The 16,736-nt window shown below is 48.6% G+C and carries 18 protein-coding genes and 1 pseudogene; 3 read left to right on the top strand and 16 right to left on the bottom strand.

Annotated features, from left to right (window positions below):
• Window position 1: 1 nt before the first annotated feature.
• The 3 genes from guaB to MCB1EB_RS04495 all read right to left on the bottom strand — a co-directional run bounded on the left by guaB (window position 2) and on the right by MCB1EB_RS04495 (window position 2,286).
• Entirely contained in the window at window positions 2–1,462 is a 1,461-nt protein-coding gene (gene guaB, locus MCB1EB_RS04505; protein WP_026920761.1) for an IMP dehydrogenase, read from the bottom strand.
• Window positions 1,463–1,544: 82 nt separating this feature from the next.
• Complete coding sequence (locus tag MCB1EB_RS04500; RefSeq protein WP_026920762.1) at window positions 1,545–1,862, bottom strand: RnfH family protein; 318 nt, start codon at window positions 1,860–1,862, stop codon at window positions 1,545–1,547.
• Window positions 1,846–2,286, bottom strand: coding sequence for a type II toxin-antitoxin system RatA family toxin (locus MCB1EB_RS04495; protein WP_045362660.1), 441 nt, complete (start codon window positions 2,284–2,286; stop codon window positions 1,846–1,848). Before MCB1EB_RS04495 ends, MCB1EB_RS04500 begins: the two co-directional genes overlap by 17 nt.
• Window positions 2,287–2,392: 106 nt before the next feature.
• On the opposite strand from MCB1EB_RS04495, the gene smpB reads away from it, so the two are divergent.
• Window positions 2,393–2,839, top strand: coding sequence for an SsrA-binding protein SmpB (gene smpB, locus MCB1EB_RS04490; RefSeq protein ID WP_026920764.1), 447 nt, complete (start codon window positions 2,393–2,395; stop codon window positions 2,837–2,839).
• Window positions 2,840–3,105: 266 nt separating this feature from the next.
• Here the strand turns inward: smpB and MCB1EB_RS04485 are convergent, their stop codons facing one another.
• Window positions 3,106–3,774 carry a hypothetical protein gene (locus tag MCB1EB_RS04485; protein ID WP_126353883.1) on the bottom strand — a complete coding sequence of 223 codons (669 nt, stop codon included), beginning with the start codon at window positions 3,772–3,774 and terminating at the stop codon, window positions 3,106–3,108.
• A 204-nt stretch (window positions 3,775–3,978) separates the two neighbouring features.
• Between MCB1EB_RS04485 and MCB1EB_RS12000 the strand changes: the two are divergent.
• Window positions 3,979–4,095 (top strand): annotated as a pseudogene (locus MCB1EB_RS12000) (SsrA-binding protein); the annotation flags it as partial.
• 179 nt (window positions 4,096–4,274) lie between these two features.
• On the opposite strand, the gene MCB1EB_RS04480 reads toward MCB1EB_RS12000, so the two are convergent.
• The 4 genes from MCB1EB_RS04480 to ppsA form a co-directional block, all read right to left on the bottom strand.
• Window positions 4,275–5,108 carry a hypothetical protein gene (locus MCB1EB_RS04480; RefSeq protein WP_045362666.1) on the bottom strand — a complete coding sequence of 278 codons (834 nt, stop codon included), beginning with the start codon at window positions 5,106–5,108 and terminating at the stop codon, window positions 4,275–4,277.
• Between the two features lie 206 nt (window positions 5,109–5,314).
• Window positions 5,315–6,235, bottom strand: a complete 921-nt coding sequence (locus tag MCB1EB_RS04475; RefSeq protein WP_045362668.1) for an SPFH domain-containing protein — start codon at window positions 6,233–6,235, stop codon at window positions 5,315–5,317.
• 28 nt (window positions 6,236–6,263) lie between these two features.
• A complete protein-coding gene (locus MCB1EB_RS04470; protein ID WP_026920768.1) occupies window positions 6,264–6,695 on the bottom strand; it encodes an NfeD family protein in 432 nt (143 codons plus the stop codon).
• Between the two features lie 47 nt (window positions 6,696–6,742).
• Window positions 6,743–9,130 carry a phosphoenolpyruvate synthase gene (ppsA, locus tag MCB1EB_RS04465; RefSeq protein ID WP_045362670.1) on the bottom strand — a complete coding sequence of 796 codons (2,388 nt, stop codon included), beginning with the start codon at window positions 9,128–9,130 and terminating at the stop codon, window positions 6,743–6,745.
• A 134-nt stretch (window positions 9,131–9,264) separates the two neighbouring features.
• Here ppsA and ppsR point away from each other — a divergent pair, with 134 nt between their 5' ends.
• The gene (gene ppsR / locus MCB1EB_RS04460; protein WP_026920770.1) at window positions 9,265–10,080 is read left to right on the top strand and encodes a posphoenolpyruvate synthetase regulatory kinase/phosphorylase PpsR; all 816 of its coding nucleotides are present in this window, start codon (window positions 9,265–9,267) and stop codon (window positions 10,078–10,080) included.
• Between the two features lie 3 nt (window positions 10,081–10,083).
• Here the strand turns inward: ppsR and MCB1EB_RS04455 are convergent, their stop codons facing one another.
• The 8 genes from MCB1EB_RS04455 to MCB1EB_RS04420 form a co-directional block, all read right to left on the bottom strand.
• Window positions 10,084–10,782, bottom strand: coding sequence for an Rpn family recombination-promoting nuclease/putative transposase (locus tag MCB1EB_RS04455; protein WP_052393720.1), 699 nt, complete (start codon window positions 10,780–10,782; stop codon window positions 10,084–10,086).
• A 321-nt stretch (window positions 10,783–11,103) separates the two neighbouring features.
• On the bottom strand, window positions 11,104–11,904 hold the full coding sequence (locus MCB1EB_RS04450) for a TrmH family RNA methyltransferase (RefSeq protein ID WP_045362673.1): 801 nt from the start codon (window positions 11,902–11,904) through the stop codon (window positions 11,104–11,106).
• A 21-nt stretch (window positions 11,905–11,925) separates the two neighbouring features.
• On the bottom strand, window positions 11,926–12,537 hold the full coding sequence (rnhB, locus tag MCB1EB_RS04445) for a ribonuclease HII (RefSeq protein WP_026920773.1): 612 nt from the start codon (window positions 12,535–12,537) through the stop codon (window positions 11,926–11,928).
• Window positions 12,538–12,554: 17 nt separating this feature from the next.
• Window positions 12,555–13,760, bottom strand: a complete 1,206-nt coding sequence (lpxB, locus tag MCB1EB_RS04440; protein WP_045362676.1) for a lipid-A-disaccharide synthase — start codon at window positions 13,758–13,760, stop codon at window positions 12,555–12,557.
• A 5-nt stretch (window positions 13,761–13,765) separates the two neighbouring features.
• Entirely contained in the window at window positions 13,766–14,554 is a 789-nt protein-coding gene (gene lpxA, locus MCB1EB_RS04435) for an acyl-ACP--UDP-N-acetylglucosamine O-acyltransferase (protein WP_045362679.1), read from the bottom strand.
• A gap of 32 nt (window positions 14,555–14,586) precedes the next feature.
• Window positions 14,587–15,051 carry a 3-hydroxyacyl-ACP dehydratase FabZ gene (gene fabZ, locus MCB1EB_RS04430; protein ID WP_045362682.1) on the bottom strand — a complete coding sequence of 155 codons (465 nt, stop codon included), beginning with the start codon at window positions 15,049–15,051 and terminating at the stop codon, window positions 14,587–14,589.
• 42 nt (window positions 15,052–15,093) lie between these two features.
• A complete protein-coding gene (lpxD, locus tag MCB1EB_RS04425) occupies window positions 15,094–16,149 on the bottom strand; it encodes a UDP-3-O-(3-hydroxymyristoyl)glucosamine N-acyltransferase (protein WP_045365703.1) in 1,056 nt (351 codons plus the stop codon).
• Window positions 16,150–16,180: 31 nt separating this feature from the next.
• Window positions 16,181–16,729, bottom strand: coding sequence for an OmpH/Skp family outer membrane protein (locus tag MCB1EB_RS04420; RefSeq protein ID WP_081677936.1), 549 nt, complete (start codon window positions 16,727–16,729; stop codon window positions 16,181–16,183).
• Window positions 16,730–16,736 lie beyond the last annotated feature (7 nt).

The following is a 16,736-nucleotide window of genomic DNA, read 5'->3' as shown; positions in this document are numbered from 1 at the left end:
TTTATTCCACTTGATAGTTCGGCGCTTCTTTCATAATCTGTACATCATGCACATGCGACTCACGAATGCCTGCCGAAGTAATTTCAACAAAGTTAGCCTGCTCGTGCATTTCTTCGATGGTGCGGCAACCACAATACCCCATGCTTGCGCGCACACCGCCCACGAGCTGAAATAAAATAGCGCTGACGCTCCCTTTATATGCAACCCGGCCCTCAATGCCTTCCGGCACTAGTTTATCGATATTCGCCGAATTATCCTGAAAATAACGATCGGCAGCGCCATCTTTCATAGCGCCTACTGAGCCCATGCCACGATAAGATTTGTAAGAGCGGCCTTGATATAAAAATACCTCGCCCGGGGCTTCTTCAGTACCTGCCAGCATGCCGCCCATCATCACACTATGCGCGCCCGCGGCTAGCGCCTTAGAAACATCTCCTGAATAGCGCACTCCACCATCTGCAATCACCGGCACCCCAGTACCGGCAAGCGCGGCAGACACATTGGCGATCGCCGAAATTTGCGGCACCCCAACGCCAGCCACAATCCGAGTCGTACAAATGGAGCCTGGGCCAATCCCTACTTTTACGCCATCTGCGCCATATTCAACCAAAGCGCGGGCCGCGTCAGCCGTAGCGATATTGCCACCCACTACTTCAATCTGCGGAAAACTCTGCTTAACCCAGCGCACGCGCTCGAGCACGCCTTGGCTATGGCCATGAGCCGTATCCACGACCAGCACATCAACCCCGGCTTGCACCAGCAACTCAATGCGCTCATCGTTTTCTGGACCGACCCCGACAGCAGCGCCTACTCGCAGTTTTCCCTGCTCATCCTTGCAGGCATCCGGATGTTCAGTCGCTTTTAAAATATCTTTAACGGTCATTAAACCGCGTAATTCGAACGCTTTATTCACCACTAACACGCGCTCAAGCCGATGGTGGTGCATCAACTCTTTAGCTTGCGCCAGGGGTGTGCCTTCCGGCACCGTAATCAAACGCTCACGCGGCGTCATCACGGCGCGCACAGGCTCGTCTAAGCGAGTTTCAAAACGCAGATCGCGGTTCGTTACGATACCAATCAGCTGCGTGCCTTCCACCACCGGAACACCCGAAATGCCGTGCTGCCGCGAGAGCGCAATCACGTCACGCACTTTAAGATCAGGCGGCGCCGTAATCGGATCGCGCACGATGCCAGATTCAAAGCGTTTAACTTTCGCTACTTCACGGGCTTGCTCAGCCGCTAACAAATTTTTATGAATCACGCCAATCCCGCCTAGCTGAGCCATTGCAATCGCAAGTCGGCCTTCGGTCACGGTGTCCATGGCCGCAGAGACCAGCGGCATATTCAATGTGATGCGGCGGGTGAATTGGGTTTTAAGGGAGGTTTCTCGCGGCAAGACATTGGAAAATGCAGGCACGAGTAATACATCGTCAAAGGTCAAGGCTTTCTGAAGAAGGCGCATAACATATCCTAGAGGCGCAAAAACGGATTATACGCGCTTCAATGCTTACCTAGCAATTATCGCTATGAATCATTTTTCTGTTTTAGGTGCGCCACCTACGACCTTCAGGACGCCCCATGCGCGCCTTTTCCGCGCGCCGTTGCCGCGCTAGTTTGGGATCTACTTTTAAAGGACGGTAAATTTCAACGCGATCATGCGCCGCCAATACGGTTTCTAATGATTCAATTTTCCCCCAGATCCCAACTGCTTGCTGGGTTAAATCTAGTTCTGGATGGACCTGTGCAATACCCGATGCAGCAATCGCTTGGCCCACCGTTGCGCCGGCTGGCAGCATAACCTTCAGCACCGTCTGGCGCTCAGGCAAGGCATAACAAATTTCGACTTCAAGCTGGGGGAGCATACTTAATTTGTGCGCGCTTTACAAAAGATTCAACGAAAGAATTCGCAATATGATGGAACACTGGCCCAATCAACTTACCTAAGATCATACTTGCAAATTCATAATGCAAGGAGAATTCAACCTTACAGGCATCCGCGCGAAGCGGCGTAAAACACCAGTAACCCGTAAATTTTTTAAATGGGCCATCAGCAAACACCATATCGATGCGGGCCGGCCGCTGCTGTGTATTACGCGTTGCAAAATGCAACTTAATCCCTTTAAAGTTAATATCAATCCTTGCTCTCATCTCGCTTTCGCTGCGCTCAAAGATCTCGACCCCAGCACACCACGGCAAGAAATTTGGATAATCGTCAACATCATTAACAAGGTCAAACATTTGTTCGGCCGCATAGCGAACCAAAACGGTTTTTTGGACATCCGGCATAAAAATTTACTTAAGAAACTGCGCAATTTGCGCAAATCAGCCAGCACAAGGCAAGCGGCTTTGTTAGAATGATTATTTTAGCCGAAGCATATACGTTTCTCCCATCATGAGTATCAGCAACAATAAAAAAGTGCTCTTCGATTATTTCATTGAAGAGCGTTACGAAACCGGCCTTGTACTCGAAGGATGGGAGGTGAAGGCTATCCGCGCTGGCCGCTCCCAGATCAAAGAAGGCTATGTCGTAATCCGCAATGCTGAACTCTTTCTAATCGGCGCACATATTAGCCCACTTTTAAGCGCCTCGACCCATATTCGGCCAGATCCCGTGCGCACTCGAAAGTTGCTCATGCATAGAACGCAAATCAAACGGCTCATCGGTAAAGTCGAACAGCGGGGTTATACGCTCGTGCCGTTAGATTTGCATTATACGAAAGGGCGGGTCAAGTGTGAGATTGGTTTAGCCAAAGGCAAGAAGATGCATGATAAACGAGAGACAGAGAAAAAGCGGGATTGGGAGCGGGAGAAGGCTAGGTTGATGCGTCGGGCTGAGTGAGTTTGAAAGCGCGAAATACAATCAATGAAACCTGCACTCTCGCAATGCAACATAGCTTAAAGTAAAGATCAAAAAATTCTACTTAAAGTCACTCTTCACTCTTAAAAAGAGCCGCCCGCCTCTACTTACCCTTTAGAGGCTTGCAGAAACGGCGCTCAAAAAAAATTCAATGGGTTATTTTATTTGACGAGCAGTTTGTCATTGCTTCAAATAATTCGGAAACATTGAATTTTAGCTTCCGTAAATAGAAATCCTAACCCGTTTAATTATTGACCCTCGGCTATCGCCAACTCATCGACGATGCTATCTGCGGACGCACTTGCATTTTCTTTTGCCCACCCGCCATACTCGCCTGGATGCAATGCGTCGACCACAACCCAACAATTATCACTATTTAGATCCCCAACCAACTCTATAGATAGTTTGTCTTTTCCATTAAAGAAAAACTCTACTGAATTATTGAGTTTTTCTGCTAAATCTTTTAGTGATGTCTGTTTTAGGGAATCAAGCGATTCCGCAGGGAAAATTTGCAATAAATTTTTTATAGAAATATGCACAGCTAATTTAGGATGCTGATTTTCATTATAATAATTTGCCCCGTTTAATTGCTCAATTTTATATTGATATTTACCGTCCTCAAATCCATCCTCATCTTTTAACAAAGAAGCAAAACCCAATTCTGAGTCTGATGAATCTGATTTTGTAAAAATAAGCATAGCGTTAACATTTTTCTGTGCATCTCGAGATAAATGCGCAGCAATGCCATTTTCAGAAAATGTATTATTTTCATTATTTTGATGCCATTTTACAAGCCGACTATCTGTAAGTTGAAGTGAACGTTCTTGGTTAGAAAGTTCAGTAATGCTATTATCCCCACCGCATCCGCTAATCCAACTTCCCATAACTAGTAAACCTATTAAAACCTGTTTTTTCACGCTTTTTCCAAAAAATCAAATTGCTAAAATTCTTTAACCAGAAGTTAAGTTTTTAAATAAATCAACATGCATAAATCGACAATTAACGCCAAAAAATGCCGAAAATACACCTCATTACCCCCCTTAAATTAGCTTCATCAAATAATAGATATTTCTGCCTCAATATTAGTTCCATTCTAAAATAGAAAAATATGGCTCCTGCCCGTGCCATTAGGTTTGCATTATACGAAGGGGCAGGTTAAGTGTGAAATCGGTTTAGCCTCAGGTAAGAAGATTCATGATAAACGGGGGATGGAGAAAAACGGGATTAGAGAAGGCTAGGTTGATACGTAGAGTTAGGTGATTTTTAAGAAAAGAACCTGCCAGAAATTTTGTATGTTTGAAACCAAAATTTATAACAGGCTTCCGTTCCTTTATAATTCTGTGATAACCGACCCAAAACGTACAGCAACCTCAAAATTTGATGATAAATATATTGGTGCCACGCATATACTCAAATTTTAGTCTGCCCTGGCTACACGATCTCGAGGTTCAAAAAGATGCTTTCCCAATATTGCCTTCTTTTTGCTTGCAATACATTGATCTCCATCCAAATCCCATTTTATATTTTGCTCGAGTAACTCCCCTTGTTCAGCATAAAAATATTTTATCCCTTTGCGTACTATGGACTCTGCCCTCTTTTTGTTTTTCGAACTCACCCCACTTTCTAGCCAAATCCCTTCCAACTCAGGTAATACTCTTATTAAAGCCGCTCTTGGAAGAATAAACTCAAATTTAGTGGAGTCAGCATTTACCATTTCACTATAATTATCTGTTGCTTGAATTTGAAATCCCGAGCTGTATTCATCAACTCCATTCCTCCACTCTTCCAAAGTAATTTTTAGACCTGGCGCCTCTGCTTGCAAGGCAAAAGTCAGCTGAGCGCGAAGGAAAGAATCAGAAGTAAGTACATGCTGCGAATCCTTGAGCATACTTGAATCCCAAGCCCATGTTCCAGTCCACTCGGACATGGAGGTAGTTGCATGTGCATCTCTTTCGGGACTAGCTTCACGAGCATCCAATACTGAAGCTTCGGAGCCTCCTTCTGACGTAAAATTTACTTCAGAAGGATCGTCTTCTTGCGAAAAAATTTCACTTGTATCTAGTAAATCCTCACCATTTTCTGATAGTGTGCCTTCCTCTGATATAAGATTTACTTTGGAAGGCATTTCTTCTGATACAAGCTTTTTACTCGGCTCCGATAAAGCCCCCGCATTTTTTATAGAGCTATCACCACCACAGCCCGAAATCCAGCTTCCCGTAACAAACAAACTCATTAAAATTAACTTTTTCATATTTCTTCTATACTCCGCTTTACTCAGGGTTAATTTTTTAAAAAAATTACTTTTCTAATAAATAATCCATTAATACTTAATTAAAAAATATTTTTTAATTTTCCTGCTAAAATAATTTTATTAAAATAGAGCATTCATATCAAATTTACCATAAATTTCTGAATTCTCTCTTATCAAATTGTAAAAAAACAACTATAAACTTACTCTTACTTCCCCTGCTTAAAGATCGACAACGCCGCTCCAATCATCGTACTCACTTCGCTCAAATTCGCTGGCACAATTAACGTATTGCCGGTCTTAGCCAAGTTACCAAAAGCACTCACATATTGCTCTGCAACTTTTAAATTCACCGCCTCAGTACCGCCGGCCGATTGAATTGCGTGGCCCACCTTTGCAATTGCTTGCGCATTCGCTTCGGCTACGGAGAGAATCGCTGACGCCTGCCCTTGCGCTTGGTTAATCGCAGCTTGTTTTTCACCTTCCGATTTTTGAATCGCGGCTTCGCGCGCGCCAGTGGCTAGGTTAATTTGCTCTTGCCGTTTACCTTCGGAGGCAGCAATCAATGCGCGTTTTTCACGTTCAGCAGTGATTTGCGATTGCATTGCATGTAATATTTCTTTGGGGGGCGTGAGATCTTTGATTTCATAACGCAATACTTTAACGCCCCAATTGGCCGCCGCCTCGTCTAATGCTTCAACGATGCTGTGGTTGATGACCGCGCGCTCTTCAAAGGTTCTGTCGAGTTCGAGCCTGCCAATCACCGAGCGTAATGTGGTTTGCGCAAGCTGCGTGATGGCGAGAATGTAGTTGCTTGAGCCATAAGAAGCTTTCATCGGGTCAGTGACCTGAAAATATAGAACGCCATCCACTTGCAATTGCGTGTTATCCCGCGTGATGCAAATCTGACTCGGTACATCGAGCGGAATTTCTTTTAAGATATGCCGATAGGCGACGCGGTCAATAAATGGCAGCACAATGCTTGCGCCTGGCGTTAGCGTGGCATGATAGCGGCCAAGCCGCTCCAGCACCCAAGCATGTTGTTGTGGCACAATTTTTACGGATTGCGCCGCAATCACAATCGCGATGATAAATATAATAAGCGCGAGGAAGCTGGTATCGAGTAACATAATTTTTCCTTACAAATAAACCCACTGATTAACTACGCTTGGCCACAACAATCAAAAGATTGCCGCGCATTTCTTTAATTTCATACCATTCGCTGGCTATATTTTCTCCCTCTGCCAGTTCAACATCCCATTGCGTGCCACGATAAAATGCGCGCGCGCGGCGTCCTTGCCAAGCCGCTACTTGCAAGGATGCCCCTAGATCGAGATTATTGCTGGGATTATTGAGCGCCTGGCGCCCTCTCGCCGCCGCGAAACGGGAACGGCGTAACAGTAGCAATGCGCTCAGTGCGACCGCGGCCGCCATGGCCAGTTGCTCGGCGACCGAAAATCCTAGTAAGGTCATCGCGCCACCCGCTAGACAGCCCAACGCAACCATTAATAGGTAAAAGGTGCCCGTGAGCAACTCGGCAATCACGAGCCCCCCGGCTAAAAGCCACCAGACTAGGCTTGCTTGCATCATAAAAGCTCCTTGATTAACCTGAAAAGCGTAGGCGCTTTAAAAAACCTCTAATTTGTTTTCACGAGCGCGCGCCAAGTCTCGATGACGGTATCGGGATTCAGCGAGAGTGACATGATGCCAGCGTCCATCAGCCATTGCGCAAAATCTAAATGATCTGACGGCCCTTGCCCGCAAATGCCGACATATTTATTTTGCCGTTTACATTCATCAATTACGCGGCTTAGCATAAAACGCAGCGCCAAGTCGCGCTCATCGAAGTCTTGCGCCAACAATGGCATGCCAGAATCCCGGTCCAGTCCAAGCGTGAGTTGGGTCAAATCGTTTGAGCCAATTGAAAAGCCGTCGAAATATTGCAAAAATTCAGCCGCCAAAATCGCATTCGATGGAACTTCGCACATCATAATCAAGCGTAAACCATGGTCGCCGCGTTTTAGACCAAATTGCGCCAGCAGCGCCACTACGCGCTCGGCCTGCGCCAGCGTACGCACAAAGGGCACCATGATCTCAACATTCGTTAAGCCCATTTCTTCACGTACGCGCTTAAGAGCAATGCATTCCATCTCAAAAGCGGGGGCAAACTCCTCAGAAATATAGCGCGCCGCACCACGAAAACCTAACATTGGGTTTTCTTCGTCAGGTTCATAGCGTGAACCGCCAATCAACTTTTTATATTCATTTGACTTAAAGTCGGACAATCGCACGATAACTGGCTTTGGATAAAAGGCAGCGGCAATGGTGGAGATCCCTTCGGTTAGTTTTTCGACATAAAATGCGCGTGGCGAGGCATGGCCGCGAGCGATGCTCTCCACTGCTTTTTTGAGATCCGGCGCAACATTAGGGTAATCCAGCACAGCTTTTGGATGCACACCAATATTATTATTGATAATGAATTCGAGCCGTGCCAGGCCCACTCCAGCATTCGGCAATTGGCAAAAGTCAAAGGCCAGTTGCGGGCTGCCAACGTTCATCATGATCTTCACTGGCAAAGCGGGTAAATCACCCCGCTCAATCTCAGTAACCTCCATCTCAAGCAGACCATCATAGATCTTGCCTTCATCGCCTTCGGCGCACGAGACGGTGACCAGCGCGCCATCTCGTAATAGGTCCGTAACCTCGCCGCAGCCAACCACCGCAGGCACGCCTAATTCGCGTGCAATAATAGCGGCATGACAAGTCCGCCCGCCGCGGTTGGTGACAATAGCGGCAGCGCGTTTCATCACCGGCTCCCAATTCGGGTCTGTCATATCGGCGACGAGCACATCGCCAGGCTGTACGCGTTCAATCTCGCTCACATCGCGAATCACACGCACTGGACCAGCACCGATTTTCTGACCAATGGCTCGGCCTGTAGCCAATACTGGGGCAACATTCTTAAGTTTAAAACGTTGCTCACGTTTACCGTCGGCTTGGCTCTTGACCGTTTCAGGCCGCGCTTGCAGGATATAGAGCTTGCCATCGCGCCCATCTTTGCCCCATTCAATATCCATCGGGCGGCCATAGTGCTGTTCAATAATCACTGCGTATTTGGCAAGCTGGATCACATCTTCATCGGTAATCGAATAGCGATTACGTTGCGCGACTTCTACATCGACCGTTTTGACCCGCTCCGCGTCATCTGGCGGCGCGAATTCCATTTTGAGCAATTTTGAGCCAAGCGTACGACGAATAATTGGGTCATGGCCGCTCGCCAGCGTGGGCTTGAAAACATAAAATTCGTCCGGGTTCACCGCACCTTGCACCACGGTTTCTCCCAAGCCATAGCTTGAGGTAATAAAGACCACATCTTTAAAGCCGGACTCGGTGTCTAGCGTAAACATCACGCCAGCAGCGCCTACATCTGAGCGCACCATGCGCTGGACCCCTGCCGATATGGCAACCTCTGCGTGCGCAAAACCCTTATGCACGCGGTATGAAATCGCGCGATCATTGTAGAGTGAAGCAAAAACATGTTTGATGCGGTCAAGAATTGAATCGATGCCAACCACATTAAGGTAGGATTCTTGCTGGCCAGCAAATGACGCATCGGGCAGATCTTCAGCAGTTGCCGAGGAGCGCACAGCAAATGACAATTCCGCTGCATCTTTTTGTAGCAGCTCAAAATGTTCCCGAATTTCGGCGACTAATCTAGCTGGCAACGGCGCGTCGATAATCCACTGGCGAATTTCACGTCCAGCTACGGCGAGCGCCTTAACATCATCAATATCTAGATTTTGCAATCGTTGCGCAATGCGCGTGCTCAAATTATTGAGTTGTAGAAACTCACGAAATGCATGCGCGGTTGTCGCGAAACCAGCCGGCACACTCACGCCAGCAAGTGTAAGCTGGCTAATCATTTCACCAAGTGATGCATTTTTACCACCGACGATCTCAACATCCGTCATGCGCAATTGCTCAAACGGCACCACGTAAGCATTGCTATCCACTGCCCTATTCATCACAGTCCCTAAAATGTAAAAAAGCTTTATTGACGCTCAAAAACCGCTATTCTACCGTGCTATGCGTGTCTCGCCCAATGGGCAATAACACAGCCTGTCCTATCCATGCTTTAAATTGACTGTAATACAACACTATGCCACCTACTGCATTTATTGTTTCTGATGGAACCGGCATTACTGCCGAAACCTTTGCGCATTCAATTCTTTCACAATTTGATCTGAAATTTCGTTTAGTGCGCGTGCCTTTTGTGGACTCGTTAGACAAGGCTTATGCCACGCTGAATGAGGTTAACCATGCCGCTGAGTTGAGTGGCAGCCGGCCGATTGTTTTTACCACGTTAGTCAATAGCGAATCAAATGAGATTGTGAAGCGCTCAAACGCCCTTGTGCTAGATATGTTCCAAACTTTTATCGAGCCGCTTGAGCACGAACTTAAAGTTAAATCCAGCCATGCGATGGGGCGTGGGCACCAAGCAGCAGATACTGAGGCTTATAAAAACCGGATTGAGGCAATCAATTTTTCTCTGACCCATGATGATGGCCAGTCCCATCTTAACCTTGAGGACGCCGAGGTTATTTTAGTAGGCGTCTCACGTAGCGGGAAAACGCCAACCACGCTCTATTTAGCCATGCAATATGGGATAAAAGCCGCCAATTATCCGCTTATTCCAGAAGATTTTGAGCGTGGCAAGCTGCCTACGCCCCTGCTTCCTCATAAGTCGAAAATTTTTGGCTTATCGATCGACTCTAGCCGGCTTGCGGAAATCCGCAATGAACGGCGTCCTGGCAGTAAATATGCCTCGCTTGAAAATTGCCGTTATGAAATCAATGAGGCCCAAGCGTTGATGCGTCGCGAAAATATCAAGTGGCTTTCTTCTACGCATAAATCAATCGAAGAAATCGCTGCAACTATTTTGCAGGAAATTAGGCTTGATAAACCATCGTATTAAATATTAAAGAGCTGAAATTGACTCTGCTAAATCTCGATTAGAAAGCTTGGTGAGCTCTTTAATCCTATCGAGCGGCATTCCCGTAGCTAACATATTGCTGACAATTTCAAGAATTGTTTCACGCCTACCTTTTTGGTAGTCTTCTTGATAATCTTTTTGCTCTAACTGTTGACCAAGTGTCATAATTTCCTCACGATAGTTTGACGCAATTTCAATCACCAACTGAATGAACTGCGAATAATCAATACATTTTCCTTCTTTTACAAGATATTTTAGTATGCTCTGCAAGAGTTCATCTGGATCTAGCGGTCCTGGATAAGAGCTGGTCTGCCCGCGATAAAAAAGCAGGGGCACGACGACGGGCAATAATTTATTGCCTTGATCAAGATGCTGTTGCATGACTGCAGTTTGATAACGCAAAAGCTTAAATGGCGGTAATCTGCCTACCGCACTCTCGTGTTCAATCACAGCATAAATATACCCAGGCGCGCCTGCAACATTCAATGTATAGACAATATCTGAGAAATCTTGCCTCAGATGAGTGTCTACAAACGAACCATTGGCAATCTGAAGGGTATTAAAGTCGCAATTTTGTTTTACCGAAGTAGGCAAATATACTTCTAAAAAAACCTTAGCCAAGGTGACATTGGACATAAATTTTTTAAACAGTGCATCACCAGGAATAGACAAGGAACGTTTCATCGGACAAACCTTTAATAAAAACGGCGGCTGCCGTCATGGGTTGAAAACGTCTTTGATTGTTCCCGAAAAGGTGTAATTAGGCAGGGGTTTGCTTGCCACAATATGTGGCAAAGTTTTGCACCCATAATGGGGGGCAAAATACAGAAATGTTGCTGATTTACTACGATCTAATTGAGCTTAGCGTCGGACGATGGCCGAGAGCTGTAAAGAAAAGTCTATTGAGAAAAGTTTACATTCAAGCGTGCTCTTTCATTGTCCCCAATATTTATTTACGCAGCAACAATTTGCCTGCACAACATTTTAAAAACTATGCCAGCACAATTAAGCGGTGCGCTGCCGGCGTTGCTCAAATAAACACACCGCGGCAGCCGCCGCAACGTTGATTGACTCCATTCCCCCTGCTTGCGGGATAGTCACGCAGTCTGTAGCGTGTTCACGCCATACTGTGGAAACGCCTGCGCCTTCGTTGCCCCAGATCCAAGCGCAAGGCTTGGTTAAGTCTTGCTCGTAAATTGAAGCTGTGCTGTGCGAATCTGTGACGATTAACGGTATCGCAAAATGCGGCACAAGTTTTTCGATTTCAATTTCTGTAAAAATGTGCAGAAAAAAATGCGCGCCCATCCCCGCGCGCAATACTTTAGGAGACCAGGCGCACGCGGTGCCTGGAGCGCAGAAGACAGATCGAACACCAGCGGCAGCGGCGCTACGCAAGATAGAACCGACATTCCCTGCATCTTGTACGCCATCGAGAATCAGGCAATCATGGGTAATCTGCAACGGCAATTCGGGGGCTGGAATATCGATTAAAAAGATTACGTTGCCACACTGCGCTGCCCGCGCAAGGGTCGATAATTGCGCAAACAATGGATCCGTTAGCACTACCATCCGCGATGGCTCAATGCGCGCCATGATGGGCTGCAAAGGGTGCTGCATTTTATGCTCGGATAATGCGCTCTCGGCAATAATACAGGCCCGCGGTTGCCCTAGCGTATCGAGGTAGGTACTGGCTAAATGTAGCCCTTCAGCTAGAGCTTGGCCGGCTCGGCGGTCGCGGCGGACTGTGCCAGCAAGCTGCTTGAGTCGCTTAAAAAAGGGGTTATCGCGGGCCGTGATGGTTTTCATGCTTTGCGGGGGTAGGCCGGATCAGGCATGAGCGCTAGCGAGCGCTTGGCGCACTGGCGCAAACGAGCGGCGATGGTGGCTACATGGGCCATACTGCTTAAGGGCGGCAAGATGTCGCGCAGTGCCATACCCCGCATGCGCGGCAAAACCATACTCGGGGTGCAGTGCGTGTAATTCAAGCAGCATTCGATCACGGGTTACTTTGGCCAGAATAGAAGCGGCTGAAATTTCCGACACCAAGGCGTCGCCACGCACAATCGCTTCCGCTTGCATCTTTAAAGTTGGGCAACGATTGCCATCAATCTTGGCCAGACTTGGCGTTATGGGTAGGGTTTCAACTGCGCGCTGCATGGCGAGCATCGTGGCGTGCAAAATATTTAAACGGTCGATTTCCTCGACTGAGGCCGACGCGATGCTAAAAGCGAGCGCGCGTTCACAAATCAATTCGAACAGCACTGCCCGCTTTTTTGCGCTGAGCGTTTTTGAATCAGCGAGCCCCTCAATCGGCCGTTTTGCATCAAGTATCACAGCGGCGGCCACTACCGGGCCGGCTAATGGGCCGCGACCCGCCTCATCAACGCCGCAGATAAGTCGGTTTGGATTATCGAGAGGCCAATCACAATGAGTCAGCATATTGAGACCAAGGAGCTTTAAGCAACACACGAGCGACGCTGCCCGGCGCGTGAGGTTTCAATAAACTCAGCAATCGCGTCAGCTGCAACCACCGCTGAATCACACTTTAATGTATCGTGCATCTGGGTAAAAATCTCCGTCAGCCTAGCTCGATTCGCCTGATCATTCAATTGATCTAGCATGGCGCGCGCAAGAGCGTCCGGCGTGGCAAGATGTTGTAGCAGTTCAGGCACCACAAACCGGCCCGCGAGAATGTTAGGTAGTCCGACATAAGGCAAATAACCTTGTCTTTTCATAATTTGAGCGGTGAGCCAAGGAACTTGATAAGAAATCACCATGGGTTTTTTGTATAGCGCGGCTTCTAAGGTTGCTGTGCCACTGGCAATCAACACTGCATCCGCGGCTTCTAACGCGCTATGCGAATCTCCGTCAAGCACTGCGACGGAAAGCTGTGGATAGTTGTCCAGCATGGGTTGCAACTGCGCGCGAATGGTCGCCGAGGCGGCTGGCAAGATAAACCGTAGCCCAGGTTCGGAGGCTTGCATGCGCGCCATAGCAGCTAAAAAAGTCGGGGCGATCAGCGCAATTTCCGAGCGCCGACTGCCCGGCAGTACAGCTACGATCGGGCCTGATTCAGATAAATTCAGACGACGGCGAGCAGCGCTTGGGTTTGGCGCGAGCGGGATCACATCCGCCAACGGGTGGCCCACATAGCGCGCAGTCACGCCTGCGCGCGCGTAAATTTCTGGCTCAAATGGAAAGACGCACAGCATCAGATCTGTCGCCCGCTTAATTTTCTTGATGCGAGCGCCGCGCCAGGCCCAAATCGAGGGGCTAATAAAATGCACTGTGGGAATGCCAGCGCGCCGCAATTGCTCTTCAAGCCCCAGATTAAAATCCGGCGCATCAATGCCGATCAAAGCCGTAGGCGGCGCAGCTAACAGTTGGCGCTTCAAGGCTCGGCGAATCCGCAAGATTTCAGGGATGCTACGCAAGGCTTCAACATAACCCCGCACCGCTAATTTTTCACTCGGCCAGCATGCGTCGAAGCCCGCGGCGATCATCTGCGACCCGCCAATGCCAAAGTATCGCTGCGCTGCTGGCAAACGCGCTGTAAGCTGTTTGATAAGAGCCGCGGCGAGTAGATCCCCTGAGGCCTCGCCAGCCACCATGGCCAGGCTGATTGGCGCCGGCTGGCCCACTGGATGTACGCTGGAAGTCATACGCTTTAGCGCACAATACCGCGCTGCGTGCTAGCGATAAAGGCTAATAGCTGGTGCAGATAGGCTTGGCCCTCATCCGTTTGTGCCGCCAGCTCAGCGAGCTGAGTTTTTGCATCTTCAAGAGAAAGACCTGCTTTGTATAGCATTCGATAAGCGGTGCGCAGCGTGGCAATGGCTGCGTCGGTAAAGCCGCGGCGGCGCAAGCCTTCAACATTCATGCCGTACGGCTTTGCCTTATCGCCCGCGGCTACGATAAACGGCGGTAAATCTTGGATTAAAACCGCAGCCCCTCCTAGCATTGAATGTGCGCCAATGCGCACAAATTGGTGTACGCCAGCCATGCCGCCTAAGATCGCCCAATCGCCGACCTGCACATGCCCAGCGATTTGCGCATTGCTGGAAAAAATCGTATGGTTGCCGACGCTGCAATCATGTGCGATATGCACATAGGCCATGATCCAATTATTGTCGCCGATTCGTGTCACGCCGCTATCTTGCACCGTGCCCGTATGAATTGTCGTGAACTCACGGATGGTATTGCCATTTCCAATTTCTAAGCGGGTTGGCTCGCCCTTATACTTCATATCTTGGGGCGCGCCGCCGAGTGCCGCATAATGGCCAATCTGGTTATTTTCGCCGAGCGTAGTATGGCCCTCAAGCACGCTATGCGAACCAATTTTTGTGCCTGCGCCAATTTTAACGTGTGCGCCAATCACCGCATATGGGCCAATCTCGACCGTCTGGTCGAGCTGGGCGCCCGCCTCAATGATTGCGCTACTGTGAATTTTTGTCATGCTGAGTGGTTATTTTGTTAAGCATTTGAGATTTAGGACTTATCTGCCACGGGTTTAACCGTACACATTAAATTCGCTTCAGCCGCCACGGCGCCATCTACTTCAGCACATGCGTTAAATTTCCAAATGCCCCGCAAATGGCGCTCAAATTCCACTTTCAAAATTAATTGATCGCCCGGTTCGACCGGCCGTTTAAAACGCGCATTATCAATCCCGACAAAATAGTAAAGCGATTTAGCCGGGTCATATTCTTCTTCGGCAAACGTTAAAAGCCCGGCCGCCTGGGCCAATGCTTCTAGGATTAATACCCCGGGCATAACCGGGCAAGCCGGAAAATGACCAGTAAAATAAGGCTCATTGATAGATACATTTTTCAGCGCTTTAATGCGTTTATGCGGCTCGAGCTCTAAAACCCGATCAACCAGCAAAATCGGGTAACGATGCGGCAATAAAGTCAGAATCCGGTGGATATCGAGTTGAATGTCTTGGGTACTCATCAATTTCCTAAATAAAATGATTGGTCTCAGTCACGCTGATAATTATTTATTTTGGCTAGTTAGTATTAATGCTTCAAGCTGCTTAAGGCGTGCCTTCATTTTGTCGAGATTACGCATCAAAGCAGCATTACGGTTCCAAGCGGCATTTTCAATCGCGGGAAATGCGCTAGTATAAACGCCCGGCTTAGATAAAGATTTTGAAACGCCTGATTTAGCCGTCACAATCACGCGATCCGCTAAGGTTAAATGACCGGCAATACCTACTGCGCCGCCGATCATGCAATGCCGGCCAATCACGGTACTGCCGGCAATGCCAGCGCAAGCGGCGATCACGGTGTAAGCGCCAATCCGGCAATTATGGGCAATTTGCACCAGGTTATCGATTTTCACACCATGCTCAATCACCGTATCCGACATTGCGCCACGGTCAATCGTGGTATTAGCGCCAATCTCAACATCATCGCCAAGCACGACCGCGCCGGTTTGTGGAATTTTGACCCATTCACCCGTGTCGCCCTTAAAATCGGGGGCAAAACCAAAACCATCTGCGCCAATCACGGCGCCAGCATGGATCCGCGTGCGCGCGCCAAGCGTACACCCGTGATACACGGTAACCTGCGCCGACAAATGCGCATCATCGCCAATCGTCACACCTTGCCCGATATAGACATGCGCCTCCAGACGCGCGCGCGCGCCAAGCACCGCATTGGCCTCAATCACCACGTGCGGGCCAATCGATGCCGTAGCCGGAATGCGCGCACTAGGATCAATCACGGCACTGGGATGAATCCCGGGCAATGCCGGCAATTGTTGCGCTGCTGCAAAGCATTGCGCTACGCGAGCGAAATAAGCGTAAGGGTTAGGTGCGACAAGAAACGAGCGAGCACCACGGTTTTTAACTTTCAGTAAATCAGCGCGGGTAATCAATACCGCGCCGGCTTGTGTCGTTTCGAGCTGTGCCAGATATTTGGGATTAGCCAAAAAGCTTAGATGCTGCGGCTGCGCGCTCTCCAGCGGCGCCAAACCGCGGATGCAGCAAGCGCTGTCGCCCACAATTTCACCGCCAAACTGCTGCGCAAGTTGCTCAAGAGTAAACATTGTGTCGTTGGCAGCAGGCGGCGCCTTCAATTCAGAAGCCACCATTAGGTTTGCTCAGCGCTTTTAATACATCATCCGTAATGTCAATACGCGGATTCACGTAGACGGCTTCTTGGACAATCAAATCATAATTTCTTGCCTCAGAGATCTGCTTGATCACTTTATTGGCGCGCTCCAGCACAGCAGCTAACTCTTCATTACGACGTTGATTAAGGTCTTCACTAAATTCACGCTGCTTGCGCTGAAAATCGGCATCTAGTTGCGTCAGCTCTAATTGCGCTCTCTTGCGTTCAGGATCGGATAAAGCGGCGGCATTTTTATCCAGCTTATTAGACTTCGCTTTTAAGGTCTTCGCAAGAGCTTGCAGTTCCTGATCGCGCTTTGAGAATTCCTGCTTGAGCTTTTCTTGCGCCGCCTTAGCCAACGCAGATTCACGCAAAATACGATCTGAATTGACAGCCGCAATCCGTACTTCCTGGGTGGGCGCTGCCACCGGGCCTGCGCTTACAGGGGCCGAGCTCACGCACAAAAGTAATGCTAAGCAGCACGCATAATGCGGTTTAGAGAGATTATTTAACACGGTACGC

The sequence above is a fragment of the Mycoavidus cysteinexigens genome, assembly GCF_003966915.1.
In the GTDB taxonomy this organism is placed as follows: Bacteria; Pseudomonadota; Gammaproteobacteria; order Burkholderiales; family Burkholderiaceae; genus Mycoavidus; species Mycoavidus cysteinexigens.
The sequence above is the reverse complement of the archived record's forward strand: the minus strand, read 5'-3'. Positions and strand labels throughout refer to the sequence as shown.